The sequence below is a fragment of the Paenibacillus tianjinensis genome, assembly GCF_017086365.1.
Taxonomy (GTDB): domain Bacteria; phylum Bacillota; class Bacilli; order Paenibacillales; family Paenibacillaceae; genus Paenibacillus_AQ; species Paenibacillus_AQ tianjinensis.
The window spans coordinates 2,119,127-2,144,975 of record NZ_CP070969.1 but is presented as its reverse complement, the minus strand read 5'-3'; the positions used below and the strand labels follow the sequence as shown (position 1 = coordinate 2,144,975).

Here is a 25,849-nt window from a genome sequence, read left to right as displayed (position 1 = left end):
AACCGGGGCCTTCATTTGAAAAACGGCTAACATTCCGCTGACCCGAGGCAAATATTCGCCTGCTATGATCAGGGCAACAAGAGTCCTGGAGGGGATATTGATGCGTCTAGCTTTGTTTACGGACACCTATCTTCCGCAGACCAATGGGGTTGCCCGCACACTCCACCGCCTGACCGGCCATCTGAACCGCCGCGGAATCGAGCACCTGCTGTTTACCCCGAAACCGGCCTCTGGACACGACGACAACGACCCGGTCCGCAAAATTGCCAGCATTCCATTTTTTCTGTATCCCGAATGCAGATTAGCGCTGCCCCATATGTCCTCCATTCACAATGAGCTGCGGGCCTTCAACCCGGATCTGGTGCATATAGCAACCCCCTTTAACCTCGGCCTCTGCGGCCTCCGCTATGCCCAGAAGCAGAACCTTCCGCATGTGGCTTCCTACCACACCCACTTTGACCGTTACCTTCAATATTACCGGATGCGCAGAATTGTCCCGCTGTACTGGAAATACATGAAATGGTTCCACCGGTCCTGTGATGCGATTCTGGCACCCTCCCAAGAGACCATCGGCTCGCTGCGTGCACACGGATTTTCCGGGCTGCGCCTGTGGTCCAGAGGCGTTGACTGCGGTCTTTACACTCCAGAGAAGCGTTCAGCGGATGTACGGGAGCGTTACGGGATTGAAAACCAGCTGCTGCTTATTTATGTAGGCCGAATCGCCCCGGAAAAAGATATTACCACCCTCCTTGCCGCCATGCGGCTTCTGCCGGATTCCATTGCCTCGGCAGTACACCTGCTTATTGTAGGCGATGGTCCGCAGCTGCCGGAGCTGCGGGCGGCAGCACCTCAGAATGTCACCTTTTCCGGCAGCAAATATGGGCAAGAACTGGCTGAGCTGTACTCCGCAGGCGATCTTTTCGTCTTCCCTTCCTGTACGGAAACCTTCGGCAATGTCGTGCTTGAAGCCATGGCTTCGGGTCTTCCTGTTATCGCGGCGGATGCCGGTGGATCGCGGGATCTGGTCGTGCCAGGCCGAAGCGGCACACTGTTTGAGCCGCATCAGCCGGCGGCAATAGCTGAGGCGATAGGCAGGCTGGCGGGGCAGCCAATGCTTCGTATGGCTATGGGCCAGGAGGGTCGGCGATTAGCGCTTGGCCGGTCCTGGGAGCATATTTTTGACAGGCTGATCAGCGATTACGAGGAGGTTATTGAAGGCCGGCGGATAAAAAGCCCGGCAGGGATTTTTACAGCCTAGAAAATTAACTCCTTTCAAAAAAACAGCGCTCTCCAAGCATCCTTACGGCAGGATGCTTGGAGAGCGCTATTACACATTACTATTGGTGCTATGAGTTCAGATTATCATTCTTATACCTCTCGGAAATCTCCTGAAACTTATAGCTGCATTTTACGAAGATATCTACAATATCGGGATCAAAATGCCGGCCGGCATCGGCTACGATAATCTCTACAGCCTGCTTGTGAGGCATTGCTGCCTTGTACACCCGCTCGCTGGTCAGCGCATCGTACACATCGGCAACAGCCATCAGCCGGGCTGACAGTGGAATCTGCTCGCCGGCGAGCCCTTCCGGATACCCTGTGCCGTTCCATTTCTCATGATGGGAATAAACAATCTCCTTAGCGAACCTAAGGAACGTCTCCGGACGATCCATCAGCTGCTCGGCACGCAGAACCGCATCTCTGCCCAAGGTGGTATGCGTCTTCATCACTTCGAATTCCTCATAAGTCAGCTTGCCCGGCTTCAGGAGGATGTGATCAGGAATGCCGACCTTCCCGATATCATGCAGCGGGGCAGACGTAACGATCAGGCCGATATGTTCGGGGCACAGCCTGCCAGCATATTTGTCCGTCCGGCTCAGCTGTGTGGCCAATTCCTCAATATACAATTTGGTTCTTTGAATATGGTTGCCGGTCTCCGTATCCCGCATTTCGGCCAAGGCGGCCATCGCCATCACCGAAACCTCCTGAATTAAGGAAATCTCCTTCATCCGCCGGGAAATCTCCGCCTCAAGATATTGATTTTTGTCCACAAGGAAATCCTTCGAGCGCTTCAACGTTAAATGGGTCTTCACACGCGACAGCAAGACCGGTGAGCTGATGGGCTTAGTAATATAATCTACTGCTCCGGAATCAAAGCCCTTATTCTCATCCTCTACCTCTTCCTTCGCCGTCAAAAAGATCACCGGAATCTCCCGCAGCGTCTCGTCCTCCTTCAATCTCCGGCAAGTCTCATAACCGTCCATTCCCGGCAGCATAATATCCAGCAGAATCAAGTCCGGCGGTGCAGCCTTGGCTATCTGCATCCCTTTCTCGCCGTTTGTGGCAACCTTGACCTTGTATTGTTCTTTTAACAAACCGCTAAGCAGCGTAATATTGTCCGGCGTATCGTCTATGACAAGTATAACAGGTCTGGAATCCAGCATATCTACATCAACCTCAGTTCATAATTTCGATCTCTTATGGCCTGCCGGGTAAGGGAGAGGGCTTCCTCATATTCAAACATGCCCAGACTATACTCCAGCTGTCTCAGCTCATCTGGTGTCATCGCAAGCGCTAGTACGCTCCTTACAGATGCAAAATAGTCGACAGCTTCACTATCACTGTCCTTCAGCATATCCTCTAACCGGCTGAGCAGCTTTACTGGCGGTTCATTCTGCTGCTCAGGTATGAACTTTGCTGCATTATAGTGATCAGAGCCGCCCAGCTGACTGAGGATTTCCTCAGTGCTGGCATAAAACGCCGCTTCGAGCCTGTTCAGAAGCTGCTCCAGCTCTTGCGGCTCAGCAGGGCTGTCTAGCATTTTACCAAGGATGCCGGCCAGCTTCTGGACTTCCGTAACTCCAATATTGCCGGAGACCCCCTTCAGATTATGAGCAAGCCTTAAGGCTGCTGCAGTATCCTTTGCCCCTAGCGCCTTACGCAAGCTTGCTACCGTTTCACGCTGATTCCCGGCATATTTCAACAGCAGGCTGATGTACAGTTCCCGGTTGTGTCCGGCACGGCTGAGCCCCTTTCCGGTTTCAATACCCTTCAGCTTCAGGAATGGCAAGGTTTCTGTAGAGGACCTGAACTCAGCTGCCTTTCCGGCACCTTCAGCTGATTCCTGATTGTTCCCATGTGAAACCCATCTGCCGATCGTAGTGAACAGAATATCCGGATCAATCGGTTTGGCAACATGGCCGTTCATCCCGGCTGCGAAGCAGCGTTCCCGCTCTTCCTGCATGGTACGTGCTGTCATAGCAATCATAGGCAGGTCAGGAACCAATTCCCGGATTCTTGCCCCCGCCTGAAAGCCGTCCATTTCCGGCATCTGCAGATCTATGAGTACAATACTATAAGGTCTTTCCGCAGACATGGATTCCACCATGCGCACCGCTTCTGCCCCGTTGACAGCTATATCCGGCAGCAGCCCCCGGCTTCTCAGCAGCTCAGCAGCAATCTGCCGGTTAATCTCATTGTCCTCCACCAGCAGAACACGGGTGCCGGACAGCCTGTAGTCTTTTTCCTGCACATCAAGTGTCGTTACCGGAACAGGTCTTGCTGGTAAGTCTGTGACCGGAACAATATCGAACCATGCCGTGAACGTAAAGGTACTGCCTCTGCCTTCCTCACTGTCTACCCAAAGACTGCCTCCCATGAGCCCCACCAGCTTGCGGCTGATCGCCAGACCCAGACCCGTTCCCCCAAACTTCCGCGTAGTGGAGCTGTCCGCCTGTGTAAAGGCCTGGAATACCTTGGTTTCCGTCCCTTTGCTCATGCCAATCCCTGTATCACGTACACTGAATTGAAGCTTCACCTTACTGTCGATTCTGCTGTGTAGCTCCACTACAATCGAAACTTCACCCGCCTCGGTGAACTTAATCGCATTGCTTAACAGATTGGTCATGATTTGGCCCAGCCGAAGCGGATCGCCGTTAAGACGAGAGGGGACTTCTGGAGGGATTTCACACAACAGCTGCAGCCCCTTCTCGTGAGCTGTCTGGCCCGCTAAATCTAGTGCCCCTGAAATCACATCGGTTAAGACAAATTCCGCATTCTCCAGTTCCAGCTTGCCTGACTCCACCTTTGAGAAATCAAGGATCTCATTAATAATGCCAAGCAGCGAAGTACCGGCATTATGAATTTTGGAGAGATAGTCCTGCTGTTTCGGATTAAGTTCTGTCTTAAGCGCCAGATAAGCCAGGCCAATAATGGCATTCATCGGCGTCCGGATCTCGTGGCTCATATTCGCCAGAAATTGCGATTTGGCGGCAGTCGCCTCTTCCGCCAGATTCAGAGCATGCTTCAGCTCCGCTTCCTTCCGTCTCGCCTCTGTGATATCTTCGGACACAATGAGCAGATACAGCGGCTGCCCCTCCACATCCAAAATAGGCAGCTTCGTGGTCCGAACATAGCGCAGATTGCAGTTTTCGCTGTCATCGGGAATGATATCGATCTCACTGAGGACCTGTCCTGTTGCAATTACCTTTTTGTCCGATTCAATCATCCTCCGGGCAATTTCCTCAGGGAATACCGATTTAAGTTCCAGGTCGCCCAGCTCCTCAGGTGTAAGGCCCAGAAAGTCCGCGCTGGCCTGATTCCCCATGAATACCTTCAACGTCCGGACATCCTTGACCGTAATCATTACCGGAATATGGCTGATAATGGCATTGAGAAAATTCCGGTTATCAAGGATCTCCTTCTCTTTGTGCTTCAGATCGCTAATATCGGTCATAATCCCAAGGTATCCGCCCACTGAATCATCCGACAGACGGTAGGCAGACAGCGTATAAAGAATGTGGTGCGTTTCACCGCTCGCAAAGGTTCTCTGAATCTGGCGGATCGAAGACTGGCCGCTCTCCGTTACCTCAGCCATCATCTCACGAAGATTGTGGTAAGCGTCCATAGGCAAATGGGGAAGATCGCGTATCGGAATGCCGGCCAATTCGCAGCCAGACACTTCAAATGCTTGCTCATAGGCGGTATTACAGCCCAGAAAACACTGCTGGTCATCGATATAAAAAAGCGGATGCGGCAGGGAATCCATCAATTGGGAGGTGAAATAGAGCTGATCCGACAGCTCCTTTTTGATCCGCTTATACTCGGAGACATCTTTCTTTTTATTTTTGAATGCAGCGAAATATAAGATCAAAATAAGAATGACGAAATTGAGGAACACCTCTATCGAGAAGCCTTTAAGCAGCACAGCCAGTATGTAGATTGCTATAACCATCCCTAAGATGCTTGCTTTGCCTTTATCCATCCGCCGCCAACCACCCTTGAATTCAATAGTTTATCTCCTGCCGAAGTTAATTGTTCTGTAGTGTTCCATTCTAACCTCCTATGCTGAGGTACTACTACTCTTTTTTTCGACATTATTTAGCAAAACGATTAGCCCGTCCAAGTCTCCAAATAGGGAGATCAGACGGGCTGATAGGGGAAACAGTATGAAAATGTAACGAACCGGTTACGATCCGGTGTTTATTTCTTTTATGTAGTAGTCATCATACGGTAAATCGGAGCTTTGCTCTATCCTCTGATAACCCAGACGATGCAGAACGCTGATTCTTGCCGCAGCCTGGGGCACTGCCTTAGTCAATATACTGGAGAATGCAAAATACTCGCCAAACTGCGACTCTATCAGCTCCAGAATCTCGCAAAGCGCTGCTTCCCGTTCATAAACGGATTTAAGATCAAGCCGCAAAATTCCGGCTTCATGCTGTCCGTCTGCGGATTGCACTGCCCTGGTAAAAAACTCCACCGTCCCGATCACCTTGCCAAAAGTCTGCTCAATAATGCTGAACCGTACAAATCCCCGTGCCTGGTATTCTGCGAGCCAGGCTTCAATAGTGGCCTTCATATCATCCAGCAGGTGCATGCTGAAGCCGTAAAGACAGTTGTCGCTGTTAAACAGGGGGATGGACTCCGGGTCCGAATAGCACCCGAGTAAATCTTCAGCATCCTCCTGCTGTACCAATCTTAGCAAAAAGCTACCGGTATCAAATATAGGACAAACGGTGTAAGGGTCCAGTAACTTAATCTCCATCTCAAGCCCTCCTTATAGTGTGGATATCTCCATTATAAACGGGCAATCCGGACAACTGTCTGTCGTCATTACCTTCATACTTCTGTAAAATCATCCGGGCATGGCTTTGCAGCCTCAGCCGCAGCGATTCCGGTTCAAGTACAGTACATTGGCCTCCGAGCAGCAGCAGGGTAGCAAACCAGCCGCTCTCTTCTTCAGGAACCGTAAATTCCATCACCAGTTCAGTGCACCTTTCATCCAGCAGCCTTGCTTTTGGAAAAGCCTCCTCCAGCTGTACTCTCCGATCTGCCGGACAAGCAAGCTTAACTGTGATATTGGGCCGACGATCCTGATGAGCGGCAAGCAAACGCGCTGCATTCCCGTGATCCTGTGCAAAAGCTTCACCGGTGTTCTGAATCTCCCTGATCCGCGAGAGCCGGAACAGCCGGTAATCCCTCCGGTCACGGCAATATGCGAACAAATACCACGCGTACCATTTATACGACAAAAGCAAGGGCTCTACACTCCGGCTGGAAACCGTCTGCCGGGCATTCGTATATTGAAACTGAATCGTACATTTTTGGCGTATAGCTTCCTCAATGATCTCAATGTACTGTACGGTCCCGCTTCCCTCTCGCAGCACTTCCAAATCCAGCTGTAACGGCTGTACTGCCTCACTGCCTTCAGGGGATAAGGACAACATCTTTTCTACCGTTTCCTCTGCGCGTCTGCTGTTATATCCGGAGATGAGGCCTCTCAGCGCGGCTACAATGTAATTATAATCCTCCGGCTGGAGCAGCTGCCTGTTCATTTTGAAGCTGTCCAGAATATAATACCCCCCATTAACGCCCTGGATCGAACCTATGGGGATTCCGGCAAGACCGATCGATTCCATATCACGCTGGATGGTGCGCGGGGAGACTTCAAATTTCTCCGCAAGCGTACGGGCGCTGACTACCTCCCGGTTAAGCAGATACACCACAATCCCGAGCAGCCGGTTAATTTTCATTTTTTTCACCACTCTTGATGATTTCCACTCTTTTACCAGCACTCCCTATAGTCTTCTTTAATTATGAGGAGATCTTCAACTGTAATTCCCTGTCGATAATACCTCTGATATTGTTGACCACATTGGCGATGCTGAATTTGCCCACTGACTCTTTAACAAATTGCGGATCCGGCAGCTGGTCCGGATGATTGATAATATGCTGCATATTCGCGGCGAGGCCGTCAACATCCCCCACGGAGACCAGCCAGCCGTTGCTCTCCGGAATGATGATTTCCGCAGGACCGTGCTGGCAGTCTGTACTCAAACAAGGAATCCCTCTGGCCATTGCTTCCAGCAGAACCAGCGGGAAGCCTTCGAAGTTAGAGGTCAGAACCAGAGCCGACGCACGGGGGATTTCCGACCAGGGATTTTTAAGCCAGCCCATCCACTCGATCCGCTCATTAATCCCATAGGATCCGGCCAGGTTATAGACCTCCTCCCGGTTCGGGCCGTCACCGACAATAACTGCTTTCCATTCTCCCTCAAGCTTAGCCAGGGCTTCAATTAAATCGCGCACTCTTTTCTGCCGGTTCTCCAGCCTTCCAATGTAGAGAAATGTAGGGACTTCAGGCCTTGCCACCTCCCGCACCTCAACATCAACAGGATTATGGGTTACGAAGATTTTATTGTTCAACCCGCTGCCTACTACATTTTGAATCTGCTCAGCGATCCCCTTGCTGATCGAGAGATGAAAATCGGCGTATTTCAGCAATTGGACCTTCCAGAGCGTGGACAGTTCATTATGAACCCAGCTTCCTACTGGAGTTTTGCGGTTCATAATCCGCATCATCCATTTGCAGTAACACACTACATTGGGATCACAGCCAATGATAACATCCGGCTTGTACTGCCTAATCTGCCTGAATAGCGGAAGCGTGAAGCTGTACCTTCTCTTAAGGGCATTGTCCGTCCGCTGATCACCAATCTCCACATGATCAATATCCTGCAGCCAATCCTTGTCCAGCGAGCCGCCCATGAGAAACATCTTGACCTCATCCTGATTTCTGCCCAGCTCCTGCATTACAGTTCTAAAGACAGCCTCCATACCGCCTAACCCTGAGCGTTTATTACTGACAATCGCGATTCTCATTTCCCAACCTCCTAAAAGTTCTGATAGCACAACTTAATTTACAGAAACATACAAATCGGAGCGCGGAAGCAATGATCCATTTTTTCCCTTTTAAAATCTACATGGATTATACATTATTTTCTATATATTTTCATTTTTAAATTGATTTGCAGTAAATGAATCTCGCTTCCAGCGCTATACAATATAATCGCTCCTACAGTTCCAAAATCCCCTTCTGTCACTCCTTTCTTTATCTCAAGTTTTCTCGTTCAATCTATAATCAACCTAAAAAATGCCCCTCCTATTAAAGCGAGGGACAGCTTGTAATCTATCGTGAATAGCAACATAAAGCCTGTAACAGCGTCTTACCAAGGAGGTGATCTCATTCATGAAAAACAATTTCTCCACCACGTTCAAGTCGGGCAGCTATTTGCGGATGCCGCTGAGGCTCCCGCCTTGCACGAATAACCGTTCAATATTGCGCTGCACTGCCGGATCAGGGATTAACGGCGGCGCCTGATGCGGCTTCACGCGGGCATCGATAATGACATTGTCACAAGACCAGTGCTTAAACTGTACCGTGCTGTTCACGCCATATATATCGTGGGAAGGGTTGCTGCGTGTAAAAGTTGCCCACAGGAAATTGCTCAGATCTCTACTTATAAAGCCGCTGTCATCACAAAGGATGATCATCGGACAATCTGTAAGCGGCCCCTGCTCTTCTATAGCTGCGCTTAAGCGGCGCATTTCCAGTTCAGCTTCCCCATAAGTACTAAACGCCGGGCCTTGCAGCGCAACGATGCCCGGCAGCACAAGCTTAGCCTCACCGAAGTTTTCCAGCATCGTCAATGACTGCGGCACCACTGTGCATAAGCTTCTTTTCTGTTCACCTACTGCTGCAAAAATCACCTTGCTTCCGCTGTTGATCCCCGTTCCCGAATAATCCAGTGTATCAATCGTTGTATTGGTCTGGAAATGAATATCACGACGCAGATCTATCCGTTCCAGAATATAAGTCAGGAAATCAGCAATGTTATGCGTGCTAATCGGCCGGTCTTCTTCCGCAGTGATGAACAGATATTTGGCCAGACTAAGCTGGCCTGTCCCAAGTACCCGGTTGGCGATAGTCAGAAGCTCCGCAGGCTGCTTCAGCTGCTGGTACGGAGTGTAGCGCTCACTGCCGATTGCGAATAACAGGGGATGCACCCCTGCAGCATCGACGGCATGTACTTCTTTTACGCCCGGCACCTCATTCTTGATCGCATTGCCGGTCAGCTCATGAATCAGCTCCCCGAAGGCTGTATCCTCCTGCGGTGGACGGCCGACGACTGTGAAGGGGAAGATAGCCCCTTTTTTGGCATAGACCTTATGTACCTTCATCACCGGAAATGGATGGATCAGGCTGTAGTACCCCAAATGATCGCCAAACGGGCCTTCCGGCTTCGTCTCACCGGGATAAATCTCACCCGTAATGACAAAATCGGCATCGGCGCTGATGCAGAAGCCATCGACGTAGCTGTAACGGAAGTGGCGTCCGCCCAGCAGGCCGGCGAAGGTCATCTCACTTAGGCCTTCCGGGAGCGGCATGACAGCCGACAGCGTATGAGCCGGAGGACCGCCGATAAAGCAGCTGACCTTGAGCGGCTCGCCCCGCTTCGTAGCATGGGTCTGATGGATTCCTATACCACGGTGAATCTGGTAATGGACCCCAACCTCTTTGTTCATCTCATAGTCATTGCCGCTGAGCTGGATCCGGTACATTCCGAGATTCGAATTCATAATGCCCGGCTTGTCCGGGTCCTCTGAATACACCTGCGGCAGTGTTACAAATGCTCCGCCATCCCCCTGCCAGTGCTTGATCTGCGGCAGATCGGAGATTTGAATTTCCTCGAAGCCGGACGGAAGTCCGCCGGGCATCTTAAGCGGCAGCGCCTTCCGGGCTGCAAGTCCTGTACCGATATATTTAAACGGTGCTTTAAGCGCCTTCACCGGGTCATCGCGCAGGGCAATGACGTTCTGGGAAGACTCCCATGTGTCACGGAAAATAAACTTGCTCCGCTCGATCGTCCCGAAAAGATTCGACACCGCCCGGAACCTTGAGCCTTTAACCTTTTCAAATAATAATGCAGGCCCGCCTGCTTCATATACCTTCATATGGATAGCTGCCATCTCTAAGTGAGGATCGACTTCCTCCCAGATCCGGATCAAATGCCCGTGCTTCTCCAGGTCTGTAATGCACTCTTCCAAATTGCGATATGTCATTGGTCTTACTCCAATCTGCAGAAGAAATGTGAACCTCTATATTATCAATGAGGCCGGACTTAAGGTCAACGTTAAAAGACCTTCTTGATTACTCAAGAAGGTCTCGGTACGACCGGCAGCCATTCGCCGGTAAACTCAATCTCATTATAATTGTAAAAAGAGTGCAGAATCGTCTCACGGTCATCCGTAAACAGCTGATCCGCAACCCCGCCGACCAGCTTCGGAATTGCGTTCCTGATTCCTGATATGGCTGAGGCGGACAAACCGTTGCTCGCCAATGCCGAATAATTGAAAACGAACAGACCGTGCAGCAGCTTCTTCCCTTCCTCATCCCTGCTCTGGAGTGCAAAGCCGGGACTGAGGTATGGATGGGCATCCAGCAGCGGATTAGCGATCTCTGCAGGAGCCTGATAGCAGTCGCTCCAGCGCGCGATATGACTCTCGACCAGCCGCAGCTCGGGGCGCAGGCCCGGATCGCTAAGCAGCCCGGTGCTGACGATCAGGAAGTCAAAAGCGAACTCTCCCTTAGGCGTGGTCACCACCGCCTGATTCTCCACCTCTTCCACCTTCAGCCAGGGGGAACCGAGATGCAGACTGAATCCCGGCCACGCGGCTGCGCGGGCAAAGGTATCATTCGTCGGCGGCTGATTGTACTTGAAGAAATGCGAGATTACCCCGTATTTATCAGCATCTCCAAGCGTATGGAACCGTTCGATCATCCCCGAGAGTTCCATCTGGCGGATTGGATTCACATTCGGCAGCTGCTCCCGGCGGACGAACACATGGGCTTCTGCCGCACCTTCCGAGAGCACATAGTTGGCATTGTCAAATGCCGAAGCGCCGCCCCCGAGAATGCCTATTCTTTTGCCAGCCAGTGCATTGAAATCAATGGTTTCGGAAGTGTGAGCATACAAGTGCTCCGGCAGATTGCCGGCAATCAATTCGGGCACATGCCATTCGCCGCCGCCCTGGATGCCGGTAGCCAGCACGACCTTACGTGCCAGCAGCTGGCTGGACGGTGCCCCCGCCCCGCCAATATGAAGCCGGTAGATTCCGTCCTCCCCGGGTTCAATCAGCTTCAGTGTCACTTCATTGATGACCGGCAGTCCGAGCACCCGGCGGTACCAGCGCAAATAATTCATCCAGTCCCCGCGCGGAATTTTGTCGATGGCTTCCCAGCCCTGCGGACCGGCTTGTGCCTCCCACCAGGCACGGAAGGTCAGGGAAGGAATCCCCAGATCAATGGACGTCAAATGCTTAGGAGTACGCAGCGTAACCATCCGGGCATAGGTTTCCCAAGGTCCTTCGAGGCCCTCAGGATTCTCATCAATAATCACAATATTGGAAATCCGTTCACGCAGGAGGCCAAAGGCCGCACCCAGTCCGCTTTGCCCGCCTCCCACAATAACGACATCATAGACATGCCCTTCCGGATGCTCCAGGGGAATCACCCAATCCGCGCCGCCGTAGGCGAGGTAGGAAAGGTCGGTTTTCACACGTTCGTTTAAAGTTTCAAGGCTCATCATTCCTCAGACCTTTCGCTGGCATCTTTAGGAACCTTAACGATCCAAGCTGTTCCCATGCTCCACACTTACATCATTGGCCATATTATATCCGGTATGGTTCACCTTTTAAATATTTATGTCAGGTTTATTGTCATTATAGCTAAAATGGGCTCAGATGATTGTACATATTAACTAACATTTCATGTTTCGGGGTCAAACTGTATTGACAAACCCGATTCCAGTGGAATAAAACCTTCCATATTTACTTCAATTACTTCCTTAGTATTTCTCCGCCATTATATTTCCTGGGAATAGTATACTTTTTCTACTTTATACAATGTATTCTCGATAATTTGGCAGAGATCAGCATCTTCTTTGTAAAATTTAACCCGAAAGTATAAGCTTTTTAAAAAGTTCTTTATATTATTTTTTTGCCTAAAGGCAGGAAGAAATTCTGAACTCTTCTCCACCTCACCAAACCTTTGAATCCATTGTTCTAGATAAGTCTTACTAAGTTTTTTTCTATTTAAAACACTAATTACGGGTCTTACCATTCTCTCATCTTCCCCATCGGAATAAATTCGGTCTGCTATGGTCATCTTTTCGTAAACCAAATCGAGAAGGGTTAGGAGGTCTGTTTCATCCAGTTCAGAACATTGAGCCAAATCGTCTAAAGCATCTGCTGCATGGGCTATGGCATGAGCCCAGCCTTTTTCATCGTCATATCCCCGGTAATCCCGCTCTTCTTGTACACTATAAAATACTTTTTCTTTTATTTGATGAATTTGCTCTTTGGAGAGAAATGGTGATTCACTATGCTTCATAAAGAGGAGCGGGATGACTAGCATAGAGAACGATCGGGTGAAGACAGAGTCTTTATTGGTTTCACCAAGCTTAAATAGCAAATGGTTGTTATCCAATACAATCGGCAGAAGTTGCTCCAGTTCGTTTGGAGTTAGAGAATTACCTGGAATCCAGTGTGATAAGGTTGTATAAATTAGCTCATCCCTAAGCCCTGCATCCAAAGTACCGATGTTATTTATCATTTCTTGTACCAACTCGAATGTATCAGGAGGTGCTTGGTAGCCATTTTCTTTGATTAATAACAACTTTTCTTTTAAACTCATTTCACACGCTCCTGCCAGATCTTTTCCGAAGAAGGCCTCCATCCACTTTCTGACTTCCCTGATATACTTCTCCTGCTCCTCATCTGGGATCATATGCCCGGACTCCAGGAACTCAATAATCCGCAATGAACAGATGGACCTTTTGTACTTCTCTAAGTCATCCTCCGAGATATCCGAAGGAATGACAGCCTCGCGGTTGCGTCCGATAAACAGAGTTACGGGGAGTTGCAGCTGCGCTAATTGCGGTGCGAAATCGATCTCCTGCGCTTCATTCGCTAGTCCTTCAAGGGCTGACCGGCGTATGAAATTTAATATAGGTACCCCTGAATATTTCAGTTCAGACCAGAATTCCACGGATTGCTCAGACAAGCTGCTATGTACCGGCGGCTGATCCACCAGGAGGAGTCCATGCATATGCTGCTGGTTCTGCAGGCTCCAGCCAAGCGCGTAGGCAGCCCCTCTGGAGAAGCCCAACACACAATAATCCTCCAGCCCGCAGTGCTTAACAACCGTTTCAATATCCCCCAAATGATCAGCAAGGTCATAGCCCAGTTCAGGCGTTGAGCTTAGCCCCCGTCCCCGGAAACTAAAGGTAACAACATGTCCGGGCAGACCGGCCAGCAAAGGAATGGCCCGTTCCGCAGGCTCCCACAGTCCGTTAATCACCAGAAGCGACGGGGCTTTCACGGAGGCCTCACCCTTCTCAAGAACATGCAGAGCAACTTCAGCATTGTGCACAAAATAGCTTTTCATCCAAATCCCACCTTAAGCATAGTTGTTTCAATAATTCCACATTTTTACTATCTGTACTATGAAAAAGATCAGCACAAACCAGGGCAGCGCTGCCCTTTTACAAGAGAGCGCTGCCCTGGTGTTCTCCTTATCCCATAAAGTCCGGCTTAGAATTGGGCAATATAGAATTCACGGTTTGCAGGTACGGTGCCTTGGAACACTTCTTGGTTATCTTCATTGTTGATCCGCAAAGTATACTGGAATTTTGTCAATACTCTGATGTCATAGAATATAGCTACACCCGTTTCATCGAAAAATGCTGTATACGTCTGGCTTCCTCTGGTCAGCGTAGCTGTAAAATCTGTAGTGTCTTTAGGCCGGTTATTAAAGTTGACCGCAAGCACGACGAAGTTAAAGAACGACTGTTTTACTCTGCGTTTTTTACGGGCAACCAGTTTGGCCTTTTTAGCCAGCAGGGTCTTTTTGGCCAGTAGGGCTTTTTTAGCCATTTGCGCTTTCTGGGCTTGTACCTTTGCTGTGCTTACCTTCTTTGCCGCCAGTTTAGACACACTTGCTTTTTTGATCATTGCTGCACGTTTAGCGATTAATGCTTTCTTCTCAGCTTCTCTCACTTTGCTTCACCACTTTCTTTTAAGATAGTGTAGTAAATGCAAATGAGGCGTGGTCTGAACTGATGTATTGCCTATCATTACATAAATGTGGTAGTGTCTAAGTTTCATAGATAAGTATCCGCTAGGCTGATCCCTGCATAGGATGTGCTATGGAGAGGTGAGCGACGGCAATGAGTGATTCGAAATGGGTACGGCATTATGCCGCCAAAATCAATAAACCGTTAAAGCGTAATATTCAGCATGCGAAGAGTCTGACTAAGAAACCTGCGGCAGTTCCCGTAATCGTACAGTTCAAACACAAATTAACACCGGCCCGGATGCAGGCATTACAAAAGCATTTAGGTAAACATGCCTTCCCGGTGAAACACCGGCTTCATCTAATCAACGCAGTGTCATCACGGGTTTCATTACAATGTCTGGAACGGATCTGCAGCTGCGGTGAAATAGGTAAAGTCTATCTGGATGATGTTAAGAAGGCCACTTTGAATATCGCTACCCCGTCAATCGGCGCAGCAGCGCTTCAACAAACACGGGGACTCACCGGAAAAGGGATCAATATTGCCATTATAGACACCGGCGTGTTCCCGCATCCCGATCTGAACCGGCCTGTTAACCGGATTATTGCGTTCAAGGATTTTATTAATCACCGGCAACGGCCATATGACGATAACGGACACGGCACACATATCTCCGGAGACGCCGCCGGGAACGGATGGGTAAGCAAAGGAAAGTATAAAGGACCTGCCCCGGAAGCAGGAATTGTGGGTGTCAAGGTGCTCGATAAAAACGGGGAAGGCTATGACTCTACCATTATTAAGGGGATCGAATGGTGCATTGCCAACAAGCAACGCTTAAAGCTGCGCATTCTGTCTATGTCCTTCGGCGGACCGGTAAGTAATTCAGCTGAGGAAGACCTGCTCGTCCAAGCGGTGGAGAAAGCGGTCAAGGCCGGACTGACTGTAGTCATCTCCGCCGGCAACAGCGGACCAAGGCCCCGGACGGTTGAATCTCCGGGAATCAGTCCCTCTGCAATAACGGTAGGCGCAGTGAACGACCAGCGGACGATCATCCAGAGCGATGACCGGATTACGTTCTACTCCAGCCACGGACCAGCGCCGGGCGGGAAAGTGAAGCCAGATATTGTGGCACCGGGCGAATCCATCACCTCACTGCTGGCTCCGGGCTCCAGCCTGGCCCGCCAGATGCCGGGTCAACGAAACGGCAAATTGTATTTTGTGCTGTCCGGCACTTCCGTCTCCACCCCGATCGTCGCGGGAGCCGCCGCGCAGCTGCTGCAGCTTCGCCCATGCCTGACTCCCCGGCAGGTTAAAGCCACCCTGAAGAAAAACACCTTCCGCCTCGGCCTGAAGCCGAACACCGCCGGCAGCGGTGAGGTAAATCTGCGGTTCCTGAACTGCCGGAGCAAAAGAAAATAACCAGCTGCGGCTGCATCTCCGCTTGTAACAGGCACGAGCGTCTGCTCGTGCCTTAGGCTGCTTTTTACCTCTAAAAAAATCATATTATTCAGCAGCATCATGAAAAAGGAATTAGGCAGACTTCTGGTTTTTTGGCATGCCAAAACTATCTATTTATTCATAGACAAATCCAGCGCCACTTCCCGGGACCATGCTAACAGCCATTCATCCCCGCCGAAGCTCCCGACACACTGAAAACCAAGCGGCAAATTGTCAATGCTGGCTGCCGGAATGCTGAGCGCCGGACAACCGGCAAAGCCCCACACCGAGGTCATCCCCGCCCAGCCTGTGCGGTTCTCTTCCAGCTTCGGAGCCGTTCCCCCTTGAGCCGGAGATACCCAGAGATCGATTCCTTCCTCCTTCATCAGCACCTCCAGATTCCGCCGCAGCTCAAGCTGCATTCCGCGATAGGTTTCGAGTTCGGCATTGGTAACCTGCTTGCCTCTGCCAATTCCTTCTTTCACAGATTCACCATAATAATCTTCATATTGTTCAAATAAGCCTGCATGCCCGCGCGCCATTTCCCCTTCGATGAACCGCAGCATGGCATCGCCGTATATAAGCTCATCTTGCCAAGGCATCTTCACATGCTTCACCTGATAGCCAAGCTTCTCAAGAGATTCGATTTGTGCATGAAAGACAGCTTTGACCTCATCGCTCATCAGCTGCATGTATACACCCTGCGGGATACCGAGTACAGGCTTGCGGCTCGCTTTGCGAGGAACAAAGTCAGGGATGAGCAGCTCAGCAGCAACTTCCATACTGGGAAAGTCCTGCGTGAAGAACCCGATGGCGTCAAAAGAAGGCGACAGCTGAATTACACCATCCATCGCAATTCTTCCATAACTCGCTTTAAATCCGACTACTCCGCAAAATGAAGCCGGGGCCAGTACAGACCGCAAGGTTTGGGTACCTACCGCCAGCGGGCACATTCCCGCAGCAACAGCTGCAGCGGAACCTGCACTGGATCCCCCGGGCGTGTACGCAGTGTTGCGGGGATTAAGCGTGGCGATCGGCCCTTGATAGGCAAACTCTTCGGTTACCGTCTTCCCGGCAATAATCGCCCCCAGGCCACGGAGCCGCTTAATGAGCGGACCCTCCTTGCCGGTCAGAGCTTGAGCAGGCAGCTGTGATCCGGCACGTGTGGGTAAGGCATCCACATGAATCAAATCCTTGATTCCGACTGGAATTCCCCATAAGGCCGGTTTGCCTGGTGTCCCTGCGAACGAAGCCAGTAGCCGCTCCTTTTCCCGGTTCAGGCGCAGCTCCAGCTGTTCTTCGGGGACAAAAGCATGAATTTGCGGTTCCAGTTCTGCAAATCTTTCTAAATAATGTGTAATCGCCTCAGCAATAGAAACCTCTGTTTCTATTTCATTTCTGAGCATTTCTGCCAGAGAAGCAGGGGCAAGCAGCATGTCATCATCTCCAAGACTGTATTAGAACATTCCAACCCTCACTACGTAATTTGAATTCATTCGTCTGATTCCTATCGTATTTAACGCATTCTAGCCAAGCACACTGCGCAGGTACCTTCCAGTATGCGACGCCTCCACCTTCGCGACCTGCTCGGGTGTGCCTTCTGCGACGACATAGCCGCCGCCGTTGCCGCCTTCCGGTCCCATGTCGATGATATAGTCGGCAGACTTCATCACATCCAGATGATGCTCGATCACGATAACGGAATGCCCGCCGTCCACCAGCTTGTTCAGCGCAACCAGCAGCTTCTGAATATCAGCGAGATGAAGGCCAGTTGTCGGTTCGTCCAGGATATATAGATTATGGGCGCCTTTTTTGATCTTGGCCAGCTCATTAGAGAGCTTCACCCGCTGGGCTTCCCCGCCTGAGAGGGTGGTTGAGCTCTGGCCGAGCGTCAAATAGCCCAGTCCAAGCTCATTCATAATCCCCAGCTTGTGCTTGAGGTACCTGTGGTCAGCGAAAAAGCCGGCAGCCTCCTCTACGGTCATTTCGAGCACTTCCGCAATGCTTTTACCGTGGAGTTTAATTTCGAGTCCTTCCTCGGAGAAACGGTTACCCTTGCATACCGGACAGATGGTTTCGATATCGGCCATGAACTGCAGGCTCGTGACAATAATACCATCGCCCGCGCAATGCTCGCACCGGGTACCATTCGCATGGGTGAGACTGAAATCAATCGGCTGATAGCCGCGTTCCACCGCTTCCGGCTGTAAGGCAAACAGGTCGCGGATTTTATCATAAATTCCGATATAAGTGGCCGGATTGGATTTGCTGTTGCGGCCGATCGGTGTCTGATCGATGTTGATCACATGATTCAGCAGATCGGCTCCGAACACATAATCATGTTCGCCGGCCACAATCCGCGCGCCTGTTTTGTCGATTTTGAGCTGCTTCGAGAGGATCTCATTGATCATCGAGCTTTTCCCGGAGCCGGATACTCCGGTAATGCAGATGAACACATTCAGCGGAATATCCAGATCCACATTCTTGAGATTATTCTCCCGCGCCCCTTGGATGGATAAGAAGTGATCCCCGAGGCTCCGCCGCTGCTTGGGCACTGGAATACTCGCCCGCCCTGACAGGTATTGGCCTGTAACCGATTCTGACTCACTCATGATATCCGCCAGTGTCCCGCTGGCGACGATGCTGCCGCCATGGATTCCCGGGCCCGGCCCGATTTCAATGATATGGTCGGCACTGCCGATGGTATCCATGTCATGCTCAACCACAATGATCGTATTGCCGAGATCACGGAGCTTTTTCATCGTCTCAATGACCCTGCCGGAATCGCGGGGGTGCAGCCCGATGCTCGGCTCATCCATAATATAGAGCATGCCCATCAGCTCACTGCTGATCTGGGTGGACATTTTGATCCGCTGCATCTCCCCGCCGGATATGCTGTCGCTTCGTCTGCCCAGGTTGATATAATGCAGTCCGATTTCGATCAGCAGGCTGATTCGGGTATGCAGCTCACGGACAATCGTCTCGGCCACATCCCTGACCTCCGGTTCAAAGGTGAGCGATTCCAGAAACTCCAGCAGCTCATGCAGCTGCATCCGGCTGAGCTGATCGATATTCCTCTCCCCGACCGTAACCTGCAGCCGCTGCTTCTTAAGCCGGGCGCCGCCGCATTCCGGACAGACCTTCTCAATCATGCAATCCTTGATAAAAGTCGGTTCAAACGCCTCTGTCGTGGATGACTTGCGGATATAATGCTTGTACCAGCTCTCCATTTCATGCACGAATCCTCCAAAGGGCCGGTCGCGTCCGGTGAGCCAGTTCTTTTTCTGCGAAAAGGGCGGCTGCAGCATCGGAACCAGCTCGCCTTTGCTACCGAAGAAGAGCAGCTCATGGACCTCCTTGGGCAGTTCGTGGAACGGCGTATCCAGACTGAAGCCATATTTCTGGGACAGGCTGTACATCAGCACCGTGCGGTAACTGTCTTTGCCGGCGGTGTTAAATACCGTGTTCTTGAGTGCGCCCTTATTAATGCTCTTCTCGGGTGCAACCACCAGAAAATGCGGCTCCACCACATAAGACATTCCCACACCAAGACAAGTATGGCAGGCACTGGCCGGCGTATTGAAGGAAAAATGGAACGGCTGCATATCGCACAGGAAGAAGTGATGCTCCGGACAGGCAAAATGCCGGTAGAACTCTTCCTCTACTCCGCCAATGACCTCCACCTTAATCATAATATCCTCATCCAGCGCTAGAATCGCCGCTTCTATTGACTTGGTAAGCTGTATGTAGGTGTCCGGTTTTAGGCTGATCCGGTCGATAACGATTTCAATCCTATACGCCTTGCGCTCATCCAGCTCCAGCTCATCCCCCAGTGAGACGGGCTCACCATCAATAAGCAGATGTTTAAAGCCTTTTTCCCGCAGCTTCTGAAAGGTATAGCTATACTCTTCCCCGTATATTTTATTCACCGGTGCCCGCAGCTCAATGACCGTACCTTCCGGCAGGCCGGTAATATGCTCGGCAATCTGTGCAGCGGACAGCTGGCGCAGCGGTTTGCTGCACTCCGGGCAATGGCCGGTCCCCGCTGTAGCGAACAGAAGCCGCAGATAATCATTGGTGTCGGTTACCGTTCCCACCGTGGAGCGGGGATTGTGATTGCCTTTTTTCTGCTCAATGGCGATGACCGGGGACAGGCCCCGGACATAATCGACTTTCGCTTTTTTCACCTGGCTGATCCGGCTTTTGGCAAAGTTTGAAATGGAATCGAGAAACCTCCGCTGGCCTTCGCCATAGATCACATCAAATGCCAGCGAGGATTTGCCGGAACCGGACACTCCAGTAATGACTGTCAGCTTATCACGTGGAATCTCAACCGACACATTTTTCAGATTATTCTGCCTGGCCCCCGAGATTTCAATCGTCGTTCGAACGGACATGTGCTTATTCCCCCTCTGTTATGGAATATACAAAAAGCCGATTTCTTCAACTGCCGGTTTGCTTTTGGAGGTGATGCGGATCGTCTGGGAGACCTTCTCAAGGATTCCTTTCTCCGCCATGTACTCCAGAATGTTAATCAGATAATGCCCCTGCATATGAAAATGCTTCGCCAGCATGGTTACTGTCTTCATCTGCTGATCGGCCATAAATTCAAGCACCGGACGGCTGATCACGTCAAGATGACGCTCCAGAACCTGTTCAATCTCCCCGATCCCCTTCCAGAGCTCCTCTTCACTTAACCGGCGGGTCAGCGGGTCTTGATAAAAAGGGGCCATCTGCTCCGGCGAACGCTCCAGCACCTTGAGGACCGATTCACGGATCGGCGGCTCACCAGCGGCGCACAGCTCCATCGCGGCGATGTGATCCGCAGCCTTGACCAGAAAGAACTGGGTATACAGCGGGTCCTTGCGCACCGTCAGCCATTTTTGGCATTTGTGGTAAATGTCAATCAGCTCACAGGAGCGCCACAAGAGGGACAGCGCAATATCCTGACTGCCCAGCCGCTTAAACTCCTCGAAATAGGCATAAAGGCTGTCATCAGAGGTATAGACCATCTGTCCTTTGGCAAAAAAAGACTGCGGCATCGAGCCGCCGACCAGCCGGTCAAAGCCGCGCTTGAATCCGCTCCGGTCAAACAATTGGACATTGATCGTGATTCCATCCTCTACCAGGCAATAGGCATTCTGTTGCAGCGTTTGATCACGTACGATCAGGCCCATGTCGATGTCGCTTTTCTCCCAGACGGTATCATAAGCCAGACTGCCGCACACAATGACGGCGATGACGTTCGGGTCACTCCTTACCCTGTCGACAAAACTCTCCGTCGCCGCCCGGTAACGTTCCTGCAGCTCCAGCAGTACACTATCCTCCATATCTCTGCTTTTCCTCCATCCGCTTCATATGATTGAAATCGCTTGCCCTTTTCAGAGCCTGTGGTAAAATTATACACCTCACCCATTTCCCAAAACCGGACAGTTATTGCTGAAACAGGAGGTATCATGGATCATTATTTGCTGGAAACCATTAACCGGACCACGGATTTCATTGAAGATCATCTGCTGGAGCCGCTCTGTCTTGACGATATTTCGGAGCATGTCAATGTCTCCAAATTCCATCTGCTGCGCATCTGGAAGGGTGCTACGGCAACGGGGCTAATGGAGTATGTCCGCAGAAGGCGGATTGCCATGTCGCTAGGTGATTTGCTGAACCAGCGGAGCAGCATAGAATTCATTTCCGGCAAATACGGCTTCAGCTGTGAGCGGACCTACAACCGGACGTTTAAGGACGAATATAATATTACTCCAGCCAAATGGCGCAAATCCCCATCACCGCTGAACATCCTCGACCGCTTCAACGCCGACTTTATGAGCCGGGCGGGAGAAGGGCTGGTTTTTTTTCGCTCGATCAGCGTTGTGCCTTCCTTCTCGATTGCCGGTCCTGAATATACACTCGGTGCAGGCCAAAAAAACACCGAACCTGATGCAGCCAGGCTCGGCGTTGATTTTTTTACCGGTGAACGGCATCGGATTCTGAACCCGGTGGAAAAGGATGTGTATATCGGATTTACAGCTGTTCCCGAACCCTTCAGCGGCACTACCTTTTACCAGCCTTCCCTGCAAATTAACCGCAGCAGCATCGTCCCGCCGGATATGAATATTAGGCATACAAAGCCGCATAAATACGGTGTGTTCACCTATATCGGCCTCCATCGTCCGGAGGAGATTTCTGCACAATCCTTAAGCGCTATATGGAAGTATATCTTTGAAATCTGGATGCCGACCGTACAGTTTAATCTGGAAGAGAAATTCAGCTACGAATCAGTCAACTACGCCAAGGGCAATAAGCATTACTGTGAATGCGACCTGTATTTTCCGATTTCGGGACTGTAGATTGCGTTGGCAACTGAAACAACTGTTTACTCTATATATGCCTTGCCAAAAACCGAATATTTGCTGCCTGTTCCTGCGGCCATATGAATCGTCTCCATCGTACCTTCAATCAGTTTGCGGATATCATCCACCGTTCTTTTTTCAGCATAGATGAAGCCTACCCTGCAGCCTAATTGCTCAAGACAACCGACGCTTTGAAAGTCAAAAAACTCCATCTGCCTTCCTATCGATTGAGCGATGGTATAAAGTTCATCCCGGCCCGCTTGCACAAATACAATAAATTCGTCACCATGAGCCCGTCCCAGGCATGCACGTTCCCTGTAACCCTCAAGACTCTCTCTGATCATTTCGTAGCAAGCTACAATGACCTGATCCCCCACATCGAAGCCGTATACATCATTAACATGCTTGAAGTGGCGGATATCAAACCGCATGACCGCTACAGGGTCATTGTCTGCGCAATCCGATAGCAGCTCTGACGTATATTCCAGGAAAACTTCCAGATTGGGCATGTTTTTTTTGAGTTCATGTACACTTTGCTGCGTTATATGTAACAGTTCAAATGGATGGCCGATCAGAACCCCCTCCTTTTCAAGTAATGTAATTAACCTGTCGATTTGAACTTTCTTCTGCACCTGCTCATTCATATGGCTTGTAATTTCAATCCGTTTGTTTATTAGCTGATTGACCAAGTCTTCACTGCGGACAGGACCTGTAAGCACAGCTTTAATCTCAGCAAGCGAAAATTCCAGATTCTTCAGAATTAGAATCCAGTGAAGCAATCGTCCTTGTTCTTCATCATAGAAACGGTACCCGGTCATTGGATCAATAGCTGACGGCTTGAGCAGTCCAATCTCATCGTAATGGCGCAGCATTTTTGTAGTTACCTGATTCTTTTCCGCAAACTCACTTATCTTCACTACCGTTCCTCCACATCCAGGCTTCCGGCCGGAACAGCCCTAACCCCAGCATAAACCTTCCTGTTACGTTAAAGTCAACTCCCAAAAAAACACCTACCGCTTTGGCAGGTGTTTATATTGATTATGATTTCCGAACTGGCCTGATATACTTAAAATACCGTTCCGGATTAAAGAAAAAGTAAATGATTCTACCCGGGGAAGTATCAAGGCAATATCCGGTGCCTGTAAAATCAAAAGTTGCCATTGCCTTTTCCATCTTTTCCTCCACACTGCGGTTTTCCTGCTCATAATCGAAGGGCCCGTGTTCAAAAACAATATACTCGGCTTCGGGAACATCAATCATAAGCATTTGTGTGGGTACTTCGCCATCATAATCAACAGGAAGTCGGACACCATAACACTCTGTACGCGGAATCCCCCAATCGCAGAGTCTGCCGTCCGGGTCATTAATGTACGCCATGATTTGACCGTTGCCGCTGTTAGATTCGCTCCCGCCATCGTCATCCAATTTGCCCTTGATACTATCAAGTAAGCCGCAGATGGTTTCGCAGTCCTGCCCCGGAATAAGACTTTGCTTCTGCCAAAAATCCCAGTACCCGTTACTCTCATAGTTTTTAATGTGTAGAAATTTGTGTGCAGGAATGGTCACAAAATAAATTTTGACATCAGCCGCAGATTTCATCATACCCATCTCTCCAAATCCGAAAAAGTAGCGGTCGAAAGGGTTTATTTTGGTTCGAAGAACAACAGGCTTAGGCTTTTTACGGTATTCACTTGGAGCTACACCATACGTTCCCTTGAAAGCTCTGGTAAAAGCTTCATGTGATGAGAAACCATAATCAAAAGCAATATCCAAAATGCTTTTTTCGCTATCCCGCACCTCTTTTAGCGCAAAGGCTAATTTTCTATGCCGCAGATAATCCTTAAATTGCATACCGGATATCTCTTTGAATTTTCTCGTTGTATGAAATTCGGAATAACCCAGCTTTCGAGAGAGAAACCGTAGTGTTATGGCTTCACAGTTATGATGTTTAATACATACGTCAATTTCATCAACGATTATTTGGATTTGCTTATGCCACTCGTACATTTGTCCGCTCACCCCGTTCCATCCGCCCTATATTCATTATGGAGAAATGGAAATTGCATTACTTGATTTTACTTGCGGAAAAGACCCTTATAGCGGATTAGGACTTCCGTTTGCCGGCGGCTTTTTTACTATTTTCTGCAGCTCTGAATTTAACGATCCGGCCGATCAAATCAAAAGGCAGCGGCTGATCCAGGGGGAACTGAACGGAGCCCTTTGCTCCTTTATAACCTGACAGCTCCTCTTGAAAAGCCTCAATCCCCTGCGGTGCCGGATAGAATCCGATGTGCTTCTTAAACGCCGCAAAGTGTACCAGATTGCCATGCAGCTCAAAAGTGGGCATCTGATAGCTGATCTTCTCTTTAGCTTCAGGCGCCGCCTCTTGAATCACTTGTCTTACCCTCTCAAGCAGGTCTTTTACTTCAGGTGCTGCTTTGGCAATATATTCGTCAATGGAATCGTACGTGATCTTGTTATCTTCCATGCTGTCACTCTCCATGTACTAGAATAGATTGATTGTAGCAGAAATGGTCATTTTATTTCTTCTTAATCAAAGCAATCTCCCGCTCATAACGCCCGATATATTCCTCAACTGTGACCTTACCGCTTAACTCGGCAATGAGCTCATAAGGGATGCTGCTGACCTTTTTAAACCGGATACAGGATTTGCCCATATCGAGCTTGGTAGGAACTACCTTCGGATACGCTTCCCGGAACCAGTCCAGCAGCTCCGGAATCATGTAAATACCCATATGATACAGTGCAATATAATTTTTCTGGGAAGCAATGCTTATGAAGGGAAGCGGTTCCTCAGGCTTCACATGATAACCCGGCGGATAGAGCTGATGCGGCACAACATAGGCGATCATTCCATAGGCCATTGTCTCCTCAAAACCGCTTGGCAGATTCTGCTTAACCGTTAGCCTGAGCTTCTCTATCGCAGATTTGCGTTCCTCCGGAAGCTGAAGGATATAATCGTCGGGACCTTTTGCGGTGTATTCCATGCTTGTTCCTCCCCGGTAAAGTTAAGGTTTGTAATACGATCCAGCACAGCTTAATAATTCAGCAGGCGCCCGTTATCATGCCATTGGCCGTACATTTTGTTGGCTTTAGTGTTAGTTATGAATTTGTCTAACCGGCTGTTGAATAGCTCCGGCTGATGTTTATAGCTCTGTATGGTGTCAATCCGAATTCTTGAATACAGGGCAGGAAACGCCAGAAAGTTCTCATATACCTCTCTGTCCTCCTGCAGCCTTTGTTCGATGATAGAATCTATTTTAAAAGACCCGTGATCCATAGCAGGAAGTACCCTTCTTCCTTCTTCATTCATTAAGCCCAGCTTTTCGAGCCGGCGGACACGTTCTTTGTTTAATTCCGTCCATGAGCTTCTTTTGCTTCTGGGAGACAATCTCTGCACCAGCACTGCCTCCGAACTTTTCTTTTTAACACCATCAATCCAGCCAAAGCACAAAGCTTCTTCAACCGCGTCCAGATACAGCAGCGTATCCGGGGCCGGCGTCATATTGACTGCTACGTAGCAGGATTTCTCTGTCTTACAATTTTCCTGCAGCCAACTTCTTAGTTCTGCTCTCGATGTTACATGAATTAGATTTTCCAATTCCATTAAGGCCATTCACGCTC

Annotated in this window: 20 protein-coding genes; 3 read left to right on the top strand and 17 right to left on the bottom strand. The window is 50.0% G+C overall.

Features of this window, described 5'->3' with window-relative positions; genetic code table 11:
• The first annotated feature begins 100 nt into the window (after positions 1 to 100).
• A complete protein-coding gene (locus JRJ22_RS09255; RefSeq protein WP_206104191.1) occupies positions 101 to 1,258 on the top strand; it encodes a glycosyltransferase family 4 protein in 1,158 nt (385 codons plus the stop codon).
• An 88-nt stretch (positions 1,259 to 1,346) separates the two neighbouring features.
• On the opposite strand, the gene JRJ22_RS09250 is transcribed toward JRJ22_RS09255, so the two are convergent.
• From JRJ22_RS09250 to JRJ22_RS09210, 9 genes are all read right to left on the bottom strand, one after another.
• On the bottom strand, positions 1,347 to 2,444 hold the full coding sequence (locus JRJ22_RS09250) for a response regulator (protein ID WP_206104190.1): 1,098 nt from the start codon (positions 2,442 to 2,444) through the stop codon (positions 1,347 to 1,349).
• A 2-nt stretch (positions 2,445 to 2,446) separates the two neighbouring features.
• The gene (locus JRJ22_RS09245) at positions 2,447 to 5,263 is read right to left on the bottom strand and encodes an ATP-binding protein (RefSeq protein ID WP_206104189.1); all 2,817 of its coding nucleotides are present in this window, start codon (positions 5,261 to 5,263) and stop codon (positions 2,447 to 2,449) included.
• Positions 5,264 to 5,467: 204 nt separating this feature from the next.
• Entirely contained in the window at positions 5,468 to 6,046 is a 579-nt protein-coding gene (locus JRJ22_RS09240; RefSeq protein WP_206104188.1) for a GNAT family N-acetyltransferase, read from the bottom strand.
• A 1-nt stretch (position 6,047) separates the two neighbouring features.
• Complete coding sequence (locus JRJ22_RS09235; RefSeq protein WP_232381173.1) at positions 6,048 to 7,034, bottom strand: helix-turn-helix transcriptional regulator; 987 nt, start codon at positions 7,032 to 7,034, stop codon at positions 6,048 to 6,050.
• A 61-nt stretch (positions 7,035 to 7,095) separates the two neighbouring features.
• A complete protein-coding gene (locus JRJ22_RS09230) occupies positions 7,096 to 8,163 on the bottom strand; it encodes a glycosyltransferase (protein ID WP_206104186.1) in 1,068 nt (355 codons plus the stop codon).
• A gap of 405 nt (positions 8,164 to 8,568) precedes the next feature.
• Entirely contained in the window at positions 8,569 to 10,404 is a 1,836-nt protein-coding gene (locus JRJ22_RS09225; protein ID WP_206104185.1) for a UbiD family decarboxylase, read from the bottom strand.
• A gap of 92 nt (positions 10,405 to 10,496) precedes the next feature.
• On the bottom strand, positions 10,497 to 11,927 hold the full coding sequence (locus tag JRJ22_RS09220; protein ID WP_206105060.1) for an FAD/NAD(P)-binding protein: 1,431 nt from the start codon (positions 11,925 to 11,927) through the stop codon (positions 10,497 to 10,499).
• A 278-nt stretch (positions 11,928 to 12,205) separates the two neighbouring features.
• Positions 12,206 to 13,789, bottom strand: coding sequence for an alpha/beta fold hydrolase (locus JRJ22_RS09215; protein WP_206104184.1), 1,584 nt, complete (start codon positions 13,787 to 13,789; stop codon positions 12,206 to 12,208).
• A gap of 146 nt (positions 13,790 to 13,935) precedes the next feature.
• Complete coding sequence (locus JRJ22_RS09210; protein WP_206104183.1) at positions 13,936 to 14,400, bottom strand: hypothetical protein; 465 nt, start codon at positions 14,398 to 14,400, stop codon at positions 13,936 to 13,938.
• Between the two features lie 170 nt (positions 14,401 to 14,570).
• Here JRJ22_RS09210 and JRJ22_RS09205 point away from each other — a divergent pair, with 170 nt between their 5' ends.
• The gene (locus tag JRJ22_RS09205; RefSeq protein ID WP_206104182.1) at positions 14,571 to 15,836 is read left to right on the top strand and encodes a S8 family peptidase; all 1,266 of its coding nucleotides are present in this window, start codon (positions 14,571 to 14,573) and stop codon (positions 15,834 to 15,836) included.
• A 149-nt stretch (positions 15,837 to 15,985) separates the two neighbouring features.
• On the opposite strand, the gene JRJ22_RS09200 is transcribed toward JRJ22_RS09205, so the two are convergent.
• The 3 genes from JRJ22_RS09200 to JRJ22_RS09190 all read right to left on the bottom strand — a co-directional run bounded on the left by JRJ22_RS09200 (position 15,986) and on the right by JRJ22_RS09190 (position 21,184).
• On the bottom strand, positions 15,986 to 17,290 hold the full coding sequence (locus tag JRJ22_RS09200) for an amidase (RefSeq protein WP_206104181.1): 1,305 nt from the start codon (positions 17,288 to 17,290) through the stop codon (positions 15,986 to 15,988).
• A 90-nt stretch (positions 17,291 to 17,380) separates the two neighbouring features.
• On the bottom strand, positions 17,381 to 20,251 hold the full coding sequence (uvrA, locus tag JRJ22_RS09195; protein ID WP_206104180.1) for an excinuclease ABC subunit UvrA: 2,871 nt from the start codon (positions 20,249 to 20,251) through the stop codon (positions 17,381 to 17,383).
• A gap of 18 nt (positions 20,252 to 20,269) precedes the next feature.
• Positions 20,270 to 21,184: a nucleotidyltransferase domain-containing protein gene (locus JRJ22_RS09190; protein ID WP_206104179.1), complete on the bottom strand. Its 915-nt coding sequence runs from the start codon at positions 21,182 to 21,184 to the stop codon at positions 20,270 to 20,272.
• Positions 21,185 to 21,310: 126 nt separating this feature from the next.
• Between JRJ22_RS09190 and JRJ22_RS09185 the strand changes: the two genes are divergently transcribed.
• Positions 21,311 to 22,201 (top strand): helix-turn-helix domain-containing protein, encoded by an 891-nt coding sequence (locus JRJ22_RS09185; protein ID WP_206104178.1) that lies wholly within the window; start codon positions 21,311 to 21,313, stop codon positions 22,199 to 22,201.
• Between the two features lie 26 nt (positions 22,202 to 22,227).
• Here JRJ22_RS09185 and JRJ22_RS09180 read toward each other — a convergent pair whose 3' ends face one another.
• The 5 genes from JRJ22_RS09180 to JRJ22_RS09160 all read right to left on the bottom strand — a co-directional run bounded on the left by JRJ22_RS09180 (position 22,228) and on the right by JRJ22_RS09160 (position 25,832).
• The gene (locus JRJ22_RS09180) at positions 22,228 to 23,121 is read right to left on the bottom strand and encodes a diguanylate cyclase domain-containing protein (RefSeq protein ID WP_206104177.1); all 894 of its coding nucleotides are present in this window, start codon (positions 23,119 to 23,121) and stop codon (positions 22,228 to 22,230) included.
• 121 nt (positions 23,122 to 23,242) lie between these two features.
• Positions 23,243 to 24,211, bottom strand: a complete 969-nt coding sequence (locus JRJ22_RS09175; protein WP_206104176.1) for a helix-turn-helix transcriptional regulator — start codon at positions 24,209 to 24,211, stop codon at positions 23,243 to 23,245.
• A 97-nt stretch (positions 24,212 to 24,308) separates the two neighbouring features.
• Entirely contained in the window at positions 24,309 to 24,692 is a 384-nt protein-coding gene (locus tag JRJ22_RS09170) for an iron chaperone (RefSeq protein WP_206104175.1), read from the bottom strand.
• 52 nt (positions 24,693 to 24,744) lie between these two features.
• Positions 24,745 to 25,212: a DUF1801 domain-containing protein gene (locus JRJ22_RS09165; protein WP_206104174.1), complete on the bottom strand. Its 468-nt coding sequence runs from the start codon at positions 25,210 to 25,212 to the stop codon at positions 24,745 to 24,747.
• Positions 25,213 to 25,262: 50 nt separating this feature from the next.
• Positions 25,263 to 25,832, bottom strand: coding sequence for a YdeI/OmpD-associated family protein (locus tag JRJ22_RS09160; RefSeq protein ID WP_206104173.1), 570 nt, complete (start codon positions 25,830 to 25,832; stop codon positions 25,263 to 25,265).
• Positions 25,833 to 25,849: the final 17 nt, after the last annotated feature.

Coding starts and splice junctions, on each gene's coding strand:
- JRJ22_RS09250 (WP_206104190.1), bottom strand. CDS start 2,444: ATGCTGGATTCCAGACCTGTTATACTTGTCATAGACGATACGCCGGAC.
- JRJ22_RS09255 (WP_206104191.1), top strand. CDS start 101: ATGCGTCTAGCTTTGTTTACGGACACCTATCTTCCGCAGACCAATGGG.
- JRJ22_RS09200 (WP_206104181.1), bottom strand. CDS start 17,290: ATGCTGCTTGCCCCTGCTTCTCTGGCAGAAATGCTCAGAAATGAAATA.
- JRJ22_RS09220 (WP_206105060.1), bottom strand. CDS start 11,927: ATGAGCCTTGAAACTTTAAACGAACGTGTGAAAACCGACCTTTCCTAC.
- JRJ22_RS09190 (WP_206104179.1), bottom strand. CDS start 21,184: ATGGAGGATAGTGTACTGCTGGAGCTGCAGGAACGTTACCGGGCGGCG.
- JRJ22_RS09230 (WP_206104186.1), bottom strand. CDS start 8,163: ATGAGAATCGCGATTGTCAGTAATAAACGCTCAGGGTTAGGCGGTATG.
- JRJ22_RS09240 (WP_206104188.1), bottom strand. CDS start 6,046: ATGGAGATTAAGTTACTGGACCCTTACACCGTTTGTCCTATATTTGAT.
- JRJ22_RS09175 (WP_206104176.1), bottom strand. CDS start 24,211: ATGTACGAGTGGCATAAGCAAATCCAAATAATCGTTGATGAAATTGAC.
- JRJ22_RS09160 (WP_206104173.1), bottom strand. CDS start 25,832: ATGGAATTGGAAAATCTAATTCATGTAACATCGAGAGCAGAACTAAGA.
- JRJ22_RS09185 (WP_206104178.1), top strand. CDS start 21,311: ATGGATCATTATTTGCTGGAAACCATTAACCGGACCACGGATTTCATT.
- JRJ22_RS09235 (WP_232381173.1), bottom strand. CDS start 7,034: ATGAAAATTAACCGGCTGCTCGGGATTGTGGTGTATCTGCTTAACCGG.
- JRJ22_RS09205 (WP_206104182.1), top strand. CDS start 14,571: ATGAGTGATTCGAAATGGGTACGGCATTATGCCGCCAAAATCAATAAA.
- JRJ22_RS09170 (WP_206104175.1), bottom strand. CDS start 24,692: ATGGAAGATAACAAGATCACGTACGATTCCATTGACGAATATATTGCC.
- JRJ22_RS09215 (WP_206104184.1), bottom strand. CDS start 13,789: ATGAAAAGCTATTTTGTGCACAATGCTGAAGTTGCTCTGCATGTTCTT.
- uvrA (WP_206104180.1), bottom strand. CDS start 20,251: ATGTCCGTTCGAACGACGATTGAAATCTCGGGGGCCAGGCAGAATAAT.
- JRJ22_RS09225 (WP_206104185.1), bottom strand. CDS start 10,404: ATGACATATCGCAATTTGGAAGAGTGCATTACAGACCTGGAGAAGCAC.
- JRJ22_RS09165 (WP_206104174.1), bottom strand. CDS start 25,212: ATGGAATACACCGCAAAAGGTCCCGACGATTATATCCTTCAGCTTCCG.
- JRJ22_RS09245 (WP_206104189.1), bottom strand. CDS start 5,263: ATGGATAAAGGCAAAGCAAGCATCTTAGGGATGGTTATAGCAATCTAC.